At 60.1% G+C, this 15,810-nt stretch carries 12 protein-coding genes; 8 read left to right on the plus strand and 4 right to left on the minus strand.

Translation table 11 applies throughout. The features are described from left to right. Nucleotides 1-54: 54 nt before the first annotated feature. Complete coding sequence (locus C8C89_RS05920) at nt 55-627, minus strand: acyloxyacyl hydrolase (protein ID WP_243857911.1); 573 nt, start codon at nt 625-627, stop codon at nt 55-57. A gap of 108 nt (nt 628-735) precedes the next feature. Between C8C89_RS05920 and C8C89_RS05925 the strand changes: the two genes are divergently transcribed. Next, nucleotides 736-1,620, plus strand: coding sequence for an NAD(P)-dependent oxidoreductase (locus C8C89_RS05925; RefSeq protein ID WP_279587409.1), 885 nt, complete (start codon nt 736-738; stop codon nt 1,618-1,620). A gap of 1 nt (nt 1,621) precedes the next feature. Here the strand turns inward: C8C89_RS05925 and C8C89_RS05930 are convergent, their stop codons facing one another. Further along, complete coding sequence (locus C8C89_RS05930) at nt 1,622-2,815, minus strand: M20 aminoacylase family protein (protein ID WP_133989122.1); 1,194 nt, start codon at nt 2,813-2,815, stop codon at nt 1,622-1,624. A gap of 206 nt (nt 2,816-3,021) precedes the next feature. Here C8C89_RS05930 and C8C89_RS05935 point away from each other — a divergent pair, with 206 nt between their 5' ends. The 4 genes from C8C89_RS05935 (at nt 3,022) to C8C89_RS05950 (ending at nt 9,852) form a co-directional block, all read left to right on the plus strand. After that, nucleotides 3,022-5,097: a molybdopterin oxidoreductase family protein gene (locus C8C89_RS05935; protein WP_133989123.1), complete on the plus strand. Its 2,076-nt coding sequence runs from the start codon at nt 3,022-3,024 to the stop codon at nt 5,095-5,097. A gap of 2 nt (nt 5,098-5,099) precedes the next feature. Beyond that, on the plus strand, nt 5,100-6,155 hold the full coding sequence (locus C8C89_RS05940; protein WP_133989124.1) for an aminopeptidase: 1,056 nt from the start codon (nt 5,100-5,102) through the stop codon (nt 6,153-6,155). 276 nt (nt 6,156-6,431) lie between these two features. After that, the gene (locus tag C8C89_RS05945) at nt 6,432-8,114 is read left to right on the plus strand and encodes a long-chain fatty acid--CoA ligase (RefSeq protein ID WP_101483092.1); all 1,683 of its coding nucleotides are present in this window, start codon (nt 6,432-6,434) and stop codon (nt 8,112-8,114) included. Between the two features lie 55 nt (nt 8,115-8,169). Further along, nucleotides 8,170-9,852 (plus strand): long-chain-fatty-acid--CoA ligase, encoded by a 1,683-nt coding sequence (locus C8C89_RS05950; RefSeq protein ID WP_101483091.1) that lies wholly within the window; start codon nt 8,170-8,172, stop codon nt 9,850-9,852. 3 nt (nt 9,853-9,855) lie between these two features. Here C8C89_RS05950 and C8C89_RS05955 read toward each other — a convergent pair whose 3' ends face one another. Together C8C89_RS05955 and C8C89_RS05960 are read right to left on the minus strand one after the other, a co-directional pair. Further along, a complete protein-coding gene (locus C8C89_RS05955) occupies nt 9,856-11,445 on the minus strand; it encodes an alkaline phosphatase D family protein (protein ID WP_133989125.1) in 1,590 nt (529 codons plus the stop codon). 9 nt (nt 11,446-11,454) lie between these two features. Beyond that, nucleotides 11,455-11,820 (minus strand): acyl-CoA thioesterase, encoded by a 366-nt coding sequence (locus C8C89_RS05960; protein ID WP_226938791.1) that lies wholly within the window; start codon nt 11,818-11,820, stop codon nt 11,455-11,457. 136 nt (nt 11,821-11,956) lie between these two features. Between C8C89_RS05960 and C8C89_RS05965 the strand changes: the two genes are divergently transcribed. The 3 genes from C8C89_RS05965 (at nt 11,957) to C8C89_RS05975 (ending at nt 15,809) form a co-directional block, all read left to right on the plus strand. Next, nucleotides 11,957-13,810, plus strand: coding sequence for an ABC transporter ATP-binding protein/permease (locus tag C8C89_RS05965; RefSeq protein WP_133989127.1), 1,854 nt, complete (start codon nt 11,957-11,959; stop codon nt 13,808-13,810). Between the two features lie 196 nt (nt 13,811-14,006). Continuing rightward, entirely contained in the window at nt 14,007-14,963 is a 957-nt protein-coding gene (locus tag C8C89_RS05970) for an amino acid ABC transporter substrate-binding protein (protein ID WP_101483088.1), read from the plus strand. 96 nt (nt 14,964-15,059) lie between these two features. Further along, a complete protein-coding gene (locus C8C89_RS05975) occupies nt 15,060-15,809 on the plus strand; it encodes an amino acid ABC transporter permease (protein ID WP_101484769.1) in 750 nt (249 codons plus the stop codon). Nucleotide 15,810 lies beyond the last annotated feature (1 nt).

Genomic DNA, 15,810 nt, shown 5'->3' on the forward strand with positions numbered 1-15,810 from the left:
AACAGGCGTAAAAAAAGCAGCGCTGCGCGCTGCCTTTGTCATTTATCAAATCAATTAAAAGTGATAAGCGACTTTGACGTTCATGTAATTGACGCCACTGTTTGGCTTTTTGTAGCCGCCATTTGAGAAATGCTGGATTTTCGCAGCGACTTCCCATTTGTTATTGAAGATATAGCCGATGCCGATATGATCGCCGAACTGGAAGTGGGTCGACAGGCGGTTATCGTCGTTATCGTACAGCTTCGACAGCATGTGTACGCCAATACCGCCTTCTGCATAGAAGCCCAGCTTGTTCGTATTTTCAAAGCGGAAGACGGGAGTAAAGCCCAGGTCCCACAGTTTTTGATGCTGGCCTGGGACATTCTGATAGCTCTTGCCATCCCAGCCGCCAATGCTGGCATCCCAGTAACCGCTCAGCTGCGTACCATTCGATACGAACCAGGCTTTATCCCAGTTCGAGGTCACACCGGCGCGTACCATTTGTACCTTAACTCCCTTGGCATATTCGCCGTAGACAGAGTCGATCAGCTTGTCGTCGGCGGCAAAGCCGGCGTTGGCCGCCATCAACGCGGCAACGGCGGCGATGGATTTGAGGAGATTCTTCTTGAAGAACATAGAGGCTTTCATCGTAAAATTGGCCGATAGGCTATTGTCTTGTTTGTACAGGCACCTTGCTTTGCATGCCGCTCTCGCCACTTGTAAATATCAGGGGTTCAATTGACATTCTCTACAAAAATCGCATTTCTCGGTATCGGTCTGATGGGGGATCCGATGGTCCGGTGCCTGCTACGCGCTGGATATTCTGTCACAATTTGGAATCGCACGCACAGTAAGGCCGAAGTCCTGCGTGCGGCAGGGGCGCAGCCAGCCATTTCAGTGGCTGAGGCAGTCTATGGTGCGGACGTGGTTATCTCGATGCTGGAAGCCGGTCCCATCGTGGCACAGGTGCTGCAAGAGGCGCTGCCGGCCTTGCGCGCAGGGGCGCTCTGGATCGATATGAGTTCCACCAAGCAATCTGAAGCCCAGCAATTTCATGCCACCTTGCAGGCGGCAGGCCATGCCTTTATCGATGCGCCCGTGTCGGGCGGCGTCGGCGGGGCGCAGGCGGGCAGCCTGGCCATCATGGCCGGTGCCGATACCAGCGATTACGCACGAATTGAAACGATTCTGTCAGCCATGGGGCGCCCGACCCTGGTGGGCCCGCCAAGCAGTGGCCAAGTTGCCAAACTGTGCAATCAGTTGATCGTCGGTGCAACATTGACCATCGTGGCCGAAGCGCTGTTGCTGGCACAGGCTGCCGGAGCCGACCCTGCCGCCGTGCGCACAGCCATCCGTGGCGGTTTTGCTGAGAGCAAGATTTTGGAGGCCCATGGCCTGCGCATGCTGGAACGCAACTTTGTTGCCGGAGGGCAGGTGAAAAGCCAGATCAAGGATATGCACAACATCCTCGCGGCAGCCGAGACGGCGCGCGTCACCTTGCCGGTGACGCAACTGGTGACGCAGCGCTATGAAACCATAGCCGAAACGTACCCGACGGCCGACCATGCGGCCGCCTTGCTGGCCCTGGAAGCGTTGAATCCGGGCCAGCGCCTGGGCACCGGTCCGGATAAATTGAGCTGATTCAAGCGACGGGCAGGCTCGCTTCAGCCAGCTTGACCCAGAAACTGGCGCCGATGGGCAGCAGATGGTCGTTGAAGTCATAGCTACCATTGTGCAAGACGCAAGGGCCAAGGCCGTGGCCACCATCGCGGTGCTCGCCATCACCATTGCCGATGAAGATGTAGCAGCCGGCTTTTTCTTGCAGGAAAAAGGCGAAATCTTCCGCACCCATGGTCGGTTCGACGTTCGCGTTGACCTTGTCCGGGCCCACCACGCTTTTCATTACTTCGACGGCAAACGCCGTTTCCTTCGCGTGGTTGACCAGCGGCGGATAGTTGCGCTTGAAATGGAACTCGACTTCCGCGCCAAAAGCGGCGGCCGTGTGCACGGCAATTTCGCGCATGCGCTCCTCGATCAGGTCCAGCACGGGGGTGGTGAAGGTGCGCACGGTGCCGACCAGGCTAGCGTCATCGGGAATGACATTGGTGGCGCTGCCCGCATGGATTTGCGTGATCGACAGCACGGCCGTGTCTAGCGGGCTCTTGTTGCGCGTAATGACGGTTTGCCAGCTTTGCGCGATCTGCACGGCTACCATCACGGGATCGATGCCCTTGTGGGGCTGGGCCGCATGCGCGCCCTTGCCCTTGACGGTAACGTGGAATTCATTGCTCGACGCCATCATCGGGCCTTCCACCACGCTCAGGGTGCCTGTTTCAGCGCCTGGCCAGTTGTGCATGCCATAGATGGCATCCATGGGAAAACGGGTAAACAAACCGTCTTCGATCATTTCGCGCGCGCCGGCGCCGCCTTCTTCTGCCGGCTGGAAGACCAGGTAGACCGTGCCGTCGAAATGGCGGTGCTGCGCCAGGTAATGGGCGGCACCCAGCAGCATGGCCGTGTGGCCGTCATGACCGCAGGCGTGCATCTTACCCGGGTGGCGTGAAGCATGCTCGAAGGTATTCATTTCCTGCATGGGCAAGGCATCCATATCGGCGCGCAAGCCGATGGCGCTTGTCGAGGTGCCGTTCTGGATGATGCCGACCACGCCAGTGCGGCCCAGCCCGCGTACCACGGGAATGCCCCATTCCGTCAGTTTGGCGGCGACCACGTCCGAGGTGCGCTGTTCTTCGTAGCACAGCTCGGGATGCGCGTGCAGGTCGCGGCGGATACCTTGCAGCTCAGATTGAAACGCCAAGATGGGATCAACTAGTTTCATGGAACTCTCCTGTGGATGCTGGCACGCAGCAATGTATGGCGCGCCGGACCGCGGCTGTTTGATCAAAAACAGGCGCGGCTAATAATGCATTGTAGCCCTTGTTTGCCGGGTAAATCCAGCGCACGGACCAGCTTGCCATGGCGCCAACAGCAAGCGCACGGAATGGTTTACAGTATCGCCTTCCCCCAACGTTTTTGGATTGCACCATGACCACCACCCAAGTGCGCGCCGCCTGCCCGCTCGACTGCCCTGATACCTGCGCCTTGCTGGTCACCGTGACCGATGGCGTGGCCACCGCCGTCAAGGGCGATCCTGACCACCCGACCACGGCTGGCGTGCTGTGCACGAAGGTGTCGCGCTTCACGGAGCGCACCTACCATGCGGACCGGCTGCTGCATCCGCTGCGCCGCGTGGGCAAGAAGGGGGAAGGCAAGTTCGAGCGCATCAGCTGGGAAGAAGCACTGCAGACCATCGCGGCCCGCTTGAAACCGATCGCCGCGCGCGATCCACAGGCGATCTTGCCGTACAGCTACTGCGGCACCATGGGCCTGGTGCAGGGCGAATCGATGTCTTCGCGCTTTTTCAACCAGCTCGGTGCTTCTTTGCTGGACCGTACCATTTGCGCCTCGGCCGGCGCCACGGGCTACCGCTACACGGTGGGTGCCAGCATCGGCACGGACCTGGAGCAATTCCAGAACGCGACATTGATCATCATCTGGGGCGGCAACCCGATCGCCTCGAACTTGCACTTCTGGATGCGGGCGCAAGAGGCCAAGCGCAATGGCGCGACCCTGATCGCCATCGATCCCTACCGCTCGCTGACGGCCGAAAAGTGCCACCAGCATATCGCCTTGCTGCCAGGCACCGATGCGGCCCTGGCTCTGGGCTTGATGCATGTCTTGATCGCGGAAGACTGGCTCGATCATGATTACATCGAACGCTACACAGTAGGCTACGATGCCCTGAAACAGCGCGCCCTGGAATGGCCGCCCGAGCGCGCAGCCGAGGTGTGCGGCATCACCACCACGGAAGTGGTGGAACTGGCACGCCTGTACGGTCAGGCGTGCCGTTCTGGCGAGGGCGCCGCCATCCGTACCAACTACGGCGTGCAACGCGTGCATGGTGGAGGCATGGCCGTGCGCAACATCGCCTGCCTGCCGGCCCTGACGGGCGCCTGGCGCCATCCGGCCGGCGGCATGCAGCTGTCGAGCTCGGGTTCCTTTCCCGTCAACCGCAAGGCCTTGCAGCGCCCTGATTTGCTCAAAGGCACGCCGCGCACGATCAACATGAGCACCATCGGCGACGATCTGCTGAAAACCAGCTCGCCCGAGTTCGGCCCGCAAGTGGAGGCCGTGATCGTCTACAACTCGAATCCCCTGGCGGTGGCGCCCGATTCCTCGAAAGTGGCGCAGGGTTTTGCCCGCGAAGATTTGTTTACGGTCGTGCTCGAGCACTTCCAGACCGATACCGTCGATTACGCCGACATCGTGCTGCCTGCCACCACGCAGTTGGAACATGTCGATGCGCACTCTACCTATGGCCACCTGTACATGATGGCAAACAATGCGGCCGTGGCGCCGCTGGGCGAAGCGAAGGCGAATACGGAAATCTTCCGCCTGCTGGCGCAGCACATGGGCTTTGATGACCCGTGCTTTCAGGAAAGCGACGATGCGCTGGCGGCCAAGGCGTTCGATGCGACGGATGCGCGCGCCGTACATTTCGACTGGGAATCGCTGAAACGCACGGGCTGGCAAAAGCTGGCCATGGCCGAGGCGCCGTTCGCCACGGGCGGCTTTCCCACGCCATCGGGCAAGTGCGAGTTTTATTCCAGCGCCATGGCGCAGGCGGGACTCGATCCTTTGCCGACCTATATTGCACCGCACGAGTCGCTGGCCAGCAATCCCGCACTGGCGGCCCGTTATCCACTGGCCATGATTTCTCCGCCGGCGCGCAATTTCCTCAATTCCACCTTCGTCAACGTGAAAAGCCTGCGCGCGGCCGAGGGCGAGCCGCACCTCGATATCCACCCTGACGATTGCGCCGCGCGCGGCATCGTGGCCGGCGACATGGTGCGCATCTTCAACGACCGCGGCAGTTTTGTTGCCAAGGCCAGGGTGACGGACAAGGCGAGACGGGGCCTGGTGGTGGGCTTGTCCGTGTGGTGGAAGAAACTCGCCAGCGACGGCAAGAATGCCAATGAAGTGACGAGCCAGCGCCTGACGGACATGGGCCGCGCGCCTACCTTTTACGATACGCTGGTCGAAGTGGAAAAGGCTGGCTGACCATGGCCCTGCTGCGCTGGCCGGCCCACTTGCTTGCCGGCACGGTGTGCCTGCTGCTGGGCGGCTGCACGCAGTTGCGCTACTACACGCAAGCGGCGCAGGGGCAATATGCCCTGTGGTCGGGTGCGCGGCCCATCGGTGACTGGCTGGACGACCCGGCCACCGAGCCGCGCCTCAAAGTGCGCCTGGCCAAGGCGCAGCAGATCCGCCGCTTTGCCGTCAGCGAGCTGGACTTGCCCGACAATGGCAGTTACAAGAACTACGCGGCCCTGCGGCGCCCCTTCGTACTGTGGAACGTGGTGGCCACGCCGGAACTGTCATTGCAGCCGCTGCAATGGTGTTTCCCCATCGCCGGCTGCGTGAATTACCGCGGCTATTACAGCAAGGAAGAGGCGTTCGCGTATGCCGACGAACTGCGGGCCCAGCATTACGACGTGCAGGTTGGCGGCGTGCCCGCGTATTCCACCCTGGGCTGGTTCGACGATCCCCTGTTGTCGACCTTTATCAATTACAACGATGCGGAACTGGCGCGCCTGATTTTCCATGAACTGGCGCACCAAGTCGTGTACGTGCCCGGCGATTCCGCCTTCAACGAGTCGTTTGCCAGCGCGGTGGAAGAGGCGGGCGTGCAGCGCTGGCTGGCGCGCGAGGGCAATGACGCGATGCGGGCGTCATACGCCCAGTATGCGGCGCGGCGCCAGGATTTCCTGGCCTTGCTGCTGCGTTACCGGAGTGAACTGGAAGCCGTGTATGCGAGCGACGCCAGCGATGCGGACAAGCGTGCGCGCAAGGCGCAGGTGTTTGCGGCATTGCAAGAAGCATATCAGGTGCTCAAGCAACACTGGGGTGGGTTTGCCGGTTACGATCGCTGGTTCGAGCAGCCATTGAGCAATGCGCACCTGGCTTCCGTGTCCACCTACAATGAATTTCTGCCTGCCTTCAAAAAATTGCTGGAAGAAAAAAAGAACTTTCGTGCTTTTTATGCTGCAGTGCACACAATGGCTCAAGTCAAGAAGCCTGAGCGCAGGCATGCGCTGGAACAATTGTCCAGCCCGTGACCCGTAAAGATTGTCTCGCACGTCAGGGCAAACGATCCTGCAACAGTGTATTTGCCATGTTGCATTGCAGCATAAAATACCCCTAGAGTTGCCGCTCGAATACTGTTGAAAGCGCTTGCATGGAAGCGCGGCGACCGATAGCATCGCATTAGTAGCATAGAGCAATTGCTCGTCAGAATGCTCAAACTGACTGCAGGACAACAGAATCCGCAGCAATGATCCGCGCCGGCAGGCTGCGCCGGCTCCCCCACGATTATTCGAGACAAGAGGCACAGGATGGACAAAATTTGGCTGAAGTCGTACCCTCCCGGCGTCCCCGCCGACATCGATCCTGATCAATATCGTTCGCTGGTGCATTTGCTGGAAGAAGCGTTTCAAAAATATGCGGATCGCAATGCCTATGTCTGCATGGACAAATTTCTCACCTATGCCGAACTCGACACCTATTCGCGCCAGCTGGGCGCCTGGCTGCAAAGCCGCGGCTTGAAAAAAGGCGCTCGAGTCGCCCTGATGATGCCGAACGTGCTCCAGTATCCGGTCGCCATTGCTGCCGTGCTGCGTGCCGGCTACACGGTGGTCAACGTCAATCCGCTGTACACGCCGCGCGAACTCGAGCATCAGCTCAACGATTCGGGCAGCGAAGCGATCATCGTGCTGGAAAACTTTGCCCATACGCTCGAGCAAGTGCTGGGCAAGACAGCCGTCAAGCACATCATCGTGGCCAGCATGGGCGAGATGCTGGGTGGCTTGAAGGGCATGATCGTCAATTTTGTCGTGCGCAACGTCAAGAAGATGGTGCCCGCGTATTCCTTGCCGAATGCCATGCGTTTCAAGCAAGCGCTGGCGCTGGGTAGCCGCATGAAACTTACTCCAGTCGAGCTGAGCATCAATGACGCTGCCTTCCTGCAATACACGGGTGGCACGACAGGCGTGTCGAAAGGCGCGACCTTGAGCCACCGCAATGTGATCGCCAACGTGCTGCAGAGCGAAGCGTGGTCGGGCGCGGCGCTCGACCAGAACAGCAAGGAGCAGCTGATCATCGTCTGCGCCTTGCCGCTGTACCATATCTTTGCCCTGACGGCATGTGCGATGTGGGGCACGCGCGTGGGCGCCCTGAATATCCTGATCCCGAATCCGCGCGATATCCCGGGCCTGATCAAGGAACTGGGCAAGTACAAATTCAACCTGCTGCCAGCGGTCAATACGCTGTATAACGCGCTGGTGAATCACCCTGATTTTGCCAAGCTCGATTTCTCGGGTTTGAAGATCGCCAATGGCGGCGGCATGGCGGTGCAGCAAGCCGTCAACGACAAGTGGCTGCAGGCGACGGGCGTGTCCATCATTGAAGGCTATGGCCTGTCGGAAACGTCGCCTGTCGCTACCTGCAACCGCGCCGACAGCACGGCATTCTCCGGCACCATCGGCTTGCCGATTCCGTCGACCGAGATCGCCATCCTCGACGATGACGGCAAGGAAGTACCTCTGGGACAGACGGGCGAGATCGCCATCCGTGGCCCGCAAGTGATGACGGGCTACTGGAATCGCCCCGACGAGACGGCCAAGGTCATGACACCAGACGGTTACTTCAAGTCGGGCGACGTGGGCATCATGGATGAGCGCGGCTACGTGAAGATCGTGGACCGCAAGAAAGACATGATTCTCGTCTCCGGCTTCAATGTGTATCCGAACGAAGTCGAAGCCGTCATCGCGGCCCATCCTGGCGTGCTCGAGTGCGCCTGCGTGGGGGTGCCCGATGAGCATTCTGGCGAGGCAGTGAAAGTGTTTGTCGTGCGCAAGGACCCGAACCTGACTCAGGCAGTGCTGGCCGCGTATTGCAAAGAACAATTCACGGGCTACAAGCGGCCGAAATACATCGAGTTCCGCGATGAACTACCGAAAACCAACGTCGGCAAGATTTTGCGTCGCGCCCTGCGTGACGAAACGAAGATAGCAGCATAAACAGTGTGGGATGCGCCTGGAGGCGCGTCCCTTTTACAGATAAAGATGAGGCGAGATGGACAAGATTTGGTTGAAGTCGTACCCGGACAGCGTTCCCGCAGAGATTGATTGCACGCAATACCGTTCCGTCACGCATTTGCTGGAAGAGTCGTTCCAGAAATATGCGGACCGCAACGCCTTCGTGTGCATGGATAAATTCCTTACCTACCGCGAGCTCGACAAGCTGTCGCTGCAGATGGGCGCCTGGCTGCAAAGCAAGGGCCTGAAGACGGGCGCGCGCGTGGCGATCATGCTGCCGAACGTGCTGCAGTATCCGGTCGCCATGGCCGCGATCCTGCGCGCCGGTTACACGGTGGTCAACGTGAATCCGCTGTACACGCCCCGTGAATTGCAGCACCAGTTGATCGATTCGGGCAGCGAAGCGATCATCGTGCTGGAAAACTTTGCCACCACGGTGGAACAGGTGCTGCCGCATACCCAGGTCAAGCATGTGATCGTCGCCACCATGGGCGACTTGCTCGGTGGCTTGAAGGGCGCCATCGTCAACTTCGTCGTGCGCAAGATCAAGAAAATGGTGCCCGCGTTTTCCTTGCCGGGCGCCATCAGTTTCAACAAGATGCTGGCCGAAGGCGCGCGCCTGACCTTGCAGCCCGTGCAGCAGGGGCATGACGATATCGTCTTCCTGCAATACACGGGTGGTACGACGGGTGTGTCGAAAGGCGCGATGTTGTTGCACCGTAACGTGATCGCCAACGTGCTGCAAAACGAGGCGTGGATGTCGCCCGTGATGACGCCTGCAATGCGTGCCACCTCGATGGGCTTCATGTGCGCCTTGCCCCTGTATCACATCTATTCGCTGACGGTCAGCGCCCTGATGGGCATGCGCCTGGGCGGCATGAGCGTGCTGATTCCCAACCCGCGCGACATCCCCGGTTTCGTCAAGGAATTGGCCAAGCACAAGATCGTCGTCTTCCCAGCCGTGAATACCTTGTATAACGCGCTGCTGAATAATGCCGAGTTTGCCAAGCTCGATTTCTCCAGCTACAAGGTATGCAATGGCGGCGGCATGGCCTTGCAGCGCAATGTGGCCGAACGCTGGCTGAAACTGACGGGCTGCCCGCTGATCGAAGGCTATGGCATGTCGGAAACATCGCCCGTGGTGACGGGCAACCGCGTCGATATCACGGAATTCACGGGTACCATCGGCTTGCCTTTCCCCTCGACGGAAGTGGCCATTTTGAACGATGACGGCGTGGAAGTGCCGCTGGGCGAGCCTGGCGAGATCGCCGTGCGCGGCCCGCAAGTGATGGCTGGCTACTGGCAGCGTCCGGACGAAACGGCCAAGTCGATGACGGCGGATGGCTACTTCAAGACGGGCGACGTGGGTGTCATGGACGAGCGCGGCTACGTGAAGATCGTCGACCGCAAGAAAGACATGATCATCGTGTCCGGCTTCAACGTGTATCCGAATGAAGTGGAAGACGTTGTTTCGTCGTGCCCGGGCGTGCTCGAATGCGCCTGCATCGGCGTGCCGGACGCCAACTCGGGCGAAGCCGTGAAAGTGTTTGTCGTGCGCAAGGATCCGAACCTGACGGTGGAACAGATCCGTGAGCATTGCAAGCATGAATTGACGGCTTACAAGAAACCGAAATACATCGAGTTCCGCGATGAATTGCCGAAGACCAATGTCGGCAAGATCTTGCGCCGTCAATTACGCGACGAAAAGAAGGTTGCCTAGGCTTCAACTTTGCAAGCCAGCCTTGCCGTCCCGGACGGTAAAGCTGGCCAGTGTCGCGATGGTAGAAGCGCTGTCGCGCACATCCTCCAGACCCTGGAACAGGGTCGTGGTTTTCTCTGGCGTGATTTCCATCAACATATAGCCTCGCTTGTCGCTGCGTCCGTAGCGGATGTGCGGGTTCATCGCCACGTACTGGTCCGTGCGCGCCTGGGGGCGGGAGCTGGACGTGATGGATGTCCCGCAAAACTCCGTGGCCAGCACGGGATTATCCCTGCCGGTGGGGCGCATGGCGTTGCGGCTCAGTTCCGTGGCATAAAACGTGTGCACGTCGCCCGACAGCACCAGCGGGTTGCTTGCCTTGCTGCTGCGCAGGGAGTCGAGCAGGTGCTGGCGCGCCATGGGATAGCCATCCCAGCCATCGGTCCAGATGCGCTCGTCGCCGGGCCGCAGGATGGGCACCTGGCTAGATTGCGCCATCAGGGTTTGCTGGGTCAGGATGTTCCAGCGCGCGGGAGAATTATCGAGCCCTGCTTGCAGCCAGCGCTGCTGCTCCTCGCCCAGCATGGTGCGTTCCGGTTTCAGCAAGTCGGGGCAATTACGCGTGGTGACGGAATTGGACCCGCCGCGGCCCGGCCTGGCGCACGCGTGATAGGCGCGGTATTGGCGGTCGTCCAGTACGTGGAAGCGCGCCAGCCGGCCCCAGTCGTAGCGCTGGTAGATGCGCATGTCGACAAAGCCCCGTCGCCCCAGCGGCAGCAGGCGCAGCGGCATGTGTTCATAAAACGCCTGGTAGGCGGCCGCGCGGCGCTGCAAAAAGGTGGGCGTGAGCAATTCGTCCCGGTCGTTGCCGTAATCGTTGGCCACTTCATGATCATCCCAGGTGACGATCCATGGCGCGGCCAGGTGCGCGCCCTGCAAGTCGCGGTCGCTCTTGTATTGTGCGTAGCGGGCGCGGTAGTCGTCCAGGGTAAAGCTTTCGTGCGTGCGCAAGGCGCGGCCCGGGTGCTGCAGCTGGTATGGCCCCCATTCATAGATGTAGTCGCCGAGGAAGGCCACCAGGTCGGGCGCGGCTGCGGCAATGTGCCGGTGCGCCGCATACGCGCCGAATTCCCAGTGCTGGCATGAGGCCACGGCCAGCTTCAGCGAGGCGGGAAGGTCATCGGCGGCGGGTGCAGTGCGCGTACGGCCCATGGGGCTGACGGCGTCGCCAAACATAAAGCGGTACCAGTACCAGCGCCCGGGCGCCAGGCCTGCCACGTCGACGTGCACGCTGTGCGCGAGGGAGGGCATGGCCGTGGCCTGGCCCTTGGCGGCGATGCGCCGAAAAGCCTCGTCTTCGGCCACTTCCCAGCGTACGGTCAGGGCAATGGCGGGCGTGGCGGCTGCGTGCAGCGGGTCGTAGCAGATGCGCGTCCACAGCACGACGGCGTCGGCCAAGGGCGAGCCGGAAGCGACACCGAGCGCAAACGGATAGCCTGTGCCATTGAGGCGCGTGGCGGCGCTCGCACCGGAACGTGACAGCACGCTGCCAGCGGCAGCCAGTGCCGTGATGCGCGCAGCGCTCTGCAGAAAGATGCGGCGCTGACTATCCATAGTGTGGAATTATTGCGACAGCAGGGTCTCGATGGGCGGCACCTTGCGCGGCTTGCGGTCGGAGTCCGTCGCCACATAGATCAGGGTCGCTTCCGTGACTTTCACGATGCATGCCTGCAGGCGGTTGCGTTCGGCATACACCTCGACATTGACAGTGATCGAGGTATTGCCAACCTTGACTATTTCGGCGTAGAAAGACAGCAGATCGCCGACGAACACGGGATTTTTGAAGACGAAGGAATTGACGGCGATGGTGGCGACGCGGCCGTTGGCGCGCCGCGTGGCTGGCAGCGAGCCAGCGATATCGACTTGCGCCATGATCCAGCCGCCGAAGACGTCGCCGTACACATTGGCGTCGGACGGCGCGGGCATCATGCGCAGTTCCGGCATTTTTCCGGCGGGCAGACCGGAGGCGAGGCAGTTGTCGGGGCGGTCGGGGGAGGTGCTCATCGTTTATTCTCATGAAAGGCTACAATTGCCCAGATTGAACCATAAAAAGCCGACCTTCGCCATGCGCCGTTCCCAGACTCCCCCTCCGCCCCACTCGCCAGCTTCCGCCAGCCACAGCGATTTTGCCACCATCAAGACCTTGCTGCCGTATTTGTGGGTCTACAAATGGCGGGTACTGCTGGCGCTGCTGTGCCTGGTGGGCGCCAAGCTGGCCAACGTGGGCGTGCCTCTGATCCTGAAAAAACTCGTCGACGCCATGACGATCACGGCGGCGCACCCGCAAGCGCTGCTGGTGCTGCCGGTCGGCTTGCTGGTAGCCTACGGCTTGCTGCGCCTGTCGACCACCTTGTTTACGGAGCTGCGCGAATTCCTGTTCGCCCGGGTCACGCAGCGCGCCGTGCGCACCATCGCCCTGCAAGTATTCCGCCACCTGCATGCGCTGTCGCTGCGCTTCCACTTGAACCGGCAGACGGGTGGCATGACGCGCGATATCGAACGGGGCACGCGCAGCGTCGGCTCGCTCATTTCCTATACCTTGTTCAACATCTTGCCGACCCTGGTGGAAATCACCCTGGTGCTCGGCTATCTGGTCTTGCATTACGACATCTGGTTCACCGTGATCACGGCCGTCGCGCTCGTGTCGTACATCGCGTTTACCGTGCTGGTGACGAACTGGCGCACGCATTTCCGCCGCACCATGAACGACCTCGACTCGAAGGCGAATACCAAGGCCATCGATTCGCTGATCAACTATGAAACCGTGAAATATTTCGGCAACGAGGATTACGAGGCAAAGCGCTACGACGAAGGCTTGCAGCGCTATGAATCAGCCGCCGTTAAATCGCAAACGTCCCTGTCCCTGCTCAATACGGGCCAGTCCTTGATCATCGCCACGGCCGTGACGTTAATTCTCTGGCGCGCCACGGTGGGTGTGATCAACGGCAGCATGACTCTGGGTGACCTGGTCCTGGTGAACGCCTTCATGATTCAGCTGTACATTCCCCTCAATTTTTTAGGGGTCATCTACCGCGAAATCAAGCAAAGCCTGGCCGACATGGAACGATTGTTTTCCCTGCTGAACGAAAACCGCGAAATCGCCGATACGCCAGAGGCCAAACCGCTCGTGACGCGGGGCGCGGCCGTGCGTTTCTCGCATGTGGATTTCAGCTATGAAGCCAAGCGGCAAATCCTGTTCGACGTGGATTTCCAGATACCCGCCGGCACCACCACGGCCGTGGTGGGACATAGCGGTTCGGGCAAGTCGACGCTGTCGCGTTTGCTGTTCCGCTTCTATGAAGTCGATGGCGGCAGCATCACCATCGATGGCCAGGATTTGCGGACAATCACGCAGGACTCTTTGCGCGCCGCCATCGGCATCGTGCCGCAGGACACGGTGCTGTTCAACGACACCATCGAATACAACATCGCCTACGGCAAGCCGGGCGCCAGCAAGGACGCCATCGTGGCGGCGGCGAAAGCGGCATCGATCCATGATTTTATTGAAAGCTTGCCAGATGGCTACAATTCCATGGTGGGCGAACGGGGCTTGAAACTGTCGGGTGGCGAAAAGCAGCGCGTGGCCATCGCCCGCACCTTGCTGAAAGACCCGGCCATCCTGATCTTCGATGAAGCCACTTCGGCGCTCGATTCGAAGGCCGAACAGGCGATCCAGTCGCAGTTAAAGGAAATTGCCAAAAACCGCAGCACGCTGGTTATTGCGCACCGCCTGTCGACGGTGGCCGACGCCCAGCAAATCCTGGTGCTCGACCATGGCCGCATCGTCGAGCGGGGCACGCATCCGCAATTGCTGGTGCTCGATGGCCTGTATGCGCAGATGTGGCAACGCCAGCAGGCGAACAGGGATGATGAGGAGGAGGAGGGCGACGCGCTGGAGGGCTTGGCGCCGGCAAAATAAATCGGCGGGGCGAAATCAGTAGGAAAAATGCTACAGGCGCGCTGATTCAGGCGCGCGTATAGCGCCTATTTGCGGACAATCGCAGAAAACGGCTAGTCGAGCGCTGAAAATGAAATAAAATTAATTCCATTGGTGGCGTTAGCACCACAGTTGTTTCGTCCGGCTTTGTGTCCGGTTTGTCCGTCCAGGAGAATTTATGAAATTGACCAAAATCATCGCCACGCTGCTTAGCGTCGGTGTCATCAGCAGCATGTCGCCAGTCCAGGCCCAGGAATTGACCGGCACCTTGGCCAAGATCAAGAAAGCCGGTTCCGTCACCCTCGGTGTGCGCGACGGCTCCGTTCCCTTCTCCTATCTCGATGACAAGCAGCAATACCAAGGCTATTCGATCGACCTGTGCATGAAAGTCGTCACGGCCCTGCAAAAGCACCTGGGCATGAGCGAACTGAAAGTGGTGATGAGCCCCGTCACGTCGGCCAACCGCATTCCGCTGATGGCCAACGGCACCATCGACCTCGAATGTGGCTCGACGACGAACAACCTGGAGCGCCAGCAACAGGTGGCATTCGCGCCCACCATGTTTGTCATCGGAAACCGCGTGCTGTCGAAGAAAACGTCGAACATCAAGACCCTGGAAGACTTGCGCGGCAAGACTCTCGTCGCCACGGCCGGCACGTCGACCATCAAGCAGATGACGATTTTGAACAAGGAAAAGAACCTGGGCATGACCATCGCCGTCGGCAAGGATCATCCTGAATCGTTCCTGATGCTGGAAACGGGACGCGCGGTGGCTGAAGCCAACGACGACATCCTGCTGGCGTCGCAAGTGGCCAACTCGAAGAACCCGAACGACTACGAAATCACCAAAGAAGCGCTGTCGGTCGAACCGTACGGCATCATGCTGCGCAAGGGCGACCCGGCCTTCAAGAAAGTGGTCGACGAAGCGCTGATTCGCTTGTACAAGAGCGATGACATCAACCGCATTTATGCGAAATGGTTTACCTCGCCGATCCCGCCGAAAAACATCAACCTGAAATTCCCCATGCCGCCGCAATTGAAGGCCGTGTTCATGAATCCTACCGACTCCGGTGACCCGGCTGCGTATGCGGCCGTGCCCGAAGCACAGAAGACCTCGGACAAACGGAAAAAGTAACAAGAGTGCGTAACAAATCGGGGGGCGCAAGCCTCCCGCTTCATTTGCGGGGTGGGCGGCTGGCCGCTTTCCTTGAGCTGCATGGGAAGGATGATCATGAATTACAACTGGAATTGGCGCATCTTCTGGGAGATGTCCCCCGATGGCGTGGGCACGTATATGGATACCCTGTGGTCCGGCCTGGTATGGACCCTGGCCACGGCCGGTGCGGCCTGGATCATGGCCCTGATCCTGGGCCTGGTGATCGGCACCGTCCGCACCCTGCCGAACAAATGGCTGGTGGGCGCGGCCAATGCATACGTTGAATTGTTCCGCAACGTGCCGCTGCTGGTGCAGATGTTCCTGTGGTATTTCGTCATGCCGGAACTGCTGCCGCCGGACCTGGGCGCCTGGGTCAAGTCGCTGCCGAATGCACCATTCGTCACGGCAGTTTTGTGCCTGGGATTCTTCACCTCCTCCCGCGTGGCCGTGCAGGTGACGACGGGTATCGAGGCGCTGCCGCGCGGGCAGAAACTGGCTGGCACCGCGCTGGGCCTGACCCTGCCGCAAACCTACCGTTTCATCTTGCTGCCGATGGCCGCGCGCGTCATCATGCCGCCGCTGACCAGTGAATTTCTGAACATCATCAAGAACAGTTCCGTGGCGCTGACCATTGGCCTGATCGAACTGACGGCCAGCGCGCGCGCCATCCAGGAGTTTTCCTTCCAGGTGTTCGAGGCGTTTTCGGCCGCCACCATCATCTACGTCGTCGTCAATTTGCTGGTGGTGGTGCTGATGCACCTGATCGAAAAAAAGGTCGCCATCCCGGGCTTCATCGTCGCCGGCGCCAAGACGGGAGGACACTGAT

Source organism: Janthinobacterium sp. 75, from assembly GCF_004365495.1.
GTDB lineage: Bacteria > Pseudomonadota > Gammaproteobacteria > Burkholderiales > Burkholderiaceae_D > Janthinobacterium.

What these genes read in the sequence shown, in the direction of transcription:
- C8C89_RS05920 (WP_243857911.1), bottom strand. Translation starts at nt 627, where the DNA reads ATGAAAGCCTCTATGTTCTTCAAGAAGAATCTCCTCAAATCCATCGCC.
- C8C89_RS05930 (WP_133989122.1), bottom strand. Translation starts at nt 2,815, where the DNA reads ATGAAACTAGTTGATCCCATCTTGGCGTTTCAATCTGAGCTGCAAGGT.
- C8C89_RS05935 (WP_133989123.1), top strand. Translation starts at nt 3,022, where the DNA reads ATGACCACCACCCAAGTGCGCGCCGCCTGCCCGCTCGACTGCCCTGAT.
- C8C89_RS05940 (WP_133989124.1), top strand. Translation starts at nt 5,100, where the DNA reads ATGGCCCTGCTGCGCTGGCCGGCCCACTTGCTTGCCGGCACGGTGTGC.
- C8C89_RS05945 (WP_101483092.1), top strand. Translation starts at nt 6,432, where the DNA reads ATGGACAAAATTTGGCTGAAGTCGTACCCTCCCGGCGTCCCCGCCGAC.
- C8C89_RS05950 (WP_101483091.1), top strand. Translation starts at nt 8,170, where the DNA reads ATGGACAAGATTTGGTTGAAGTCGTACCCGGACAGCGTTCCCGCAGAG.
- C8C89_RS05955 (WP_133989125.1), bottom strand. Translation starts at nt 11,445, where the DNA reads ATGGATAGTCAGCGCCGCATCTTTCTGCAGAGCGCTGCGCGCATCACG.
- C8C89_RS05960 (WP_226938791.1), bottom strand. Translation starts at nt 11,820, where the DNA reads ATGATGCCCGCGCCGTCCGACGCCAATGTGTACGGCGACGTCTTCGGC.
- C8C89_RS05965 (WP_133989127.1), top strand. Translation starts at nt 11,957, where the DNA reads ATGCGCCGTTCCCAGACTCCCCCTCCGCCCCACTCGCCAGCTTCCGCC.
- C8C89_RS05970 (WP_101483088.1), top strand. Translation starts at nt 14,007, where the DNA reads ATGAAATTGACCAAAATCATCGCCACGCTGCTTAGCGTCGGTGTCATC.
- C8C89_RS05975 (WP_101484769.1), top strand. Translation starts at nt 15,060, where the DNA reads ATGAATTACAACTGGAATTGGCGCATCTTCTGGGAGATGTCCCCCGAT.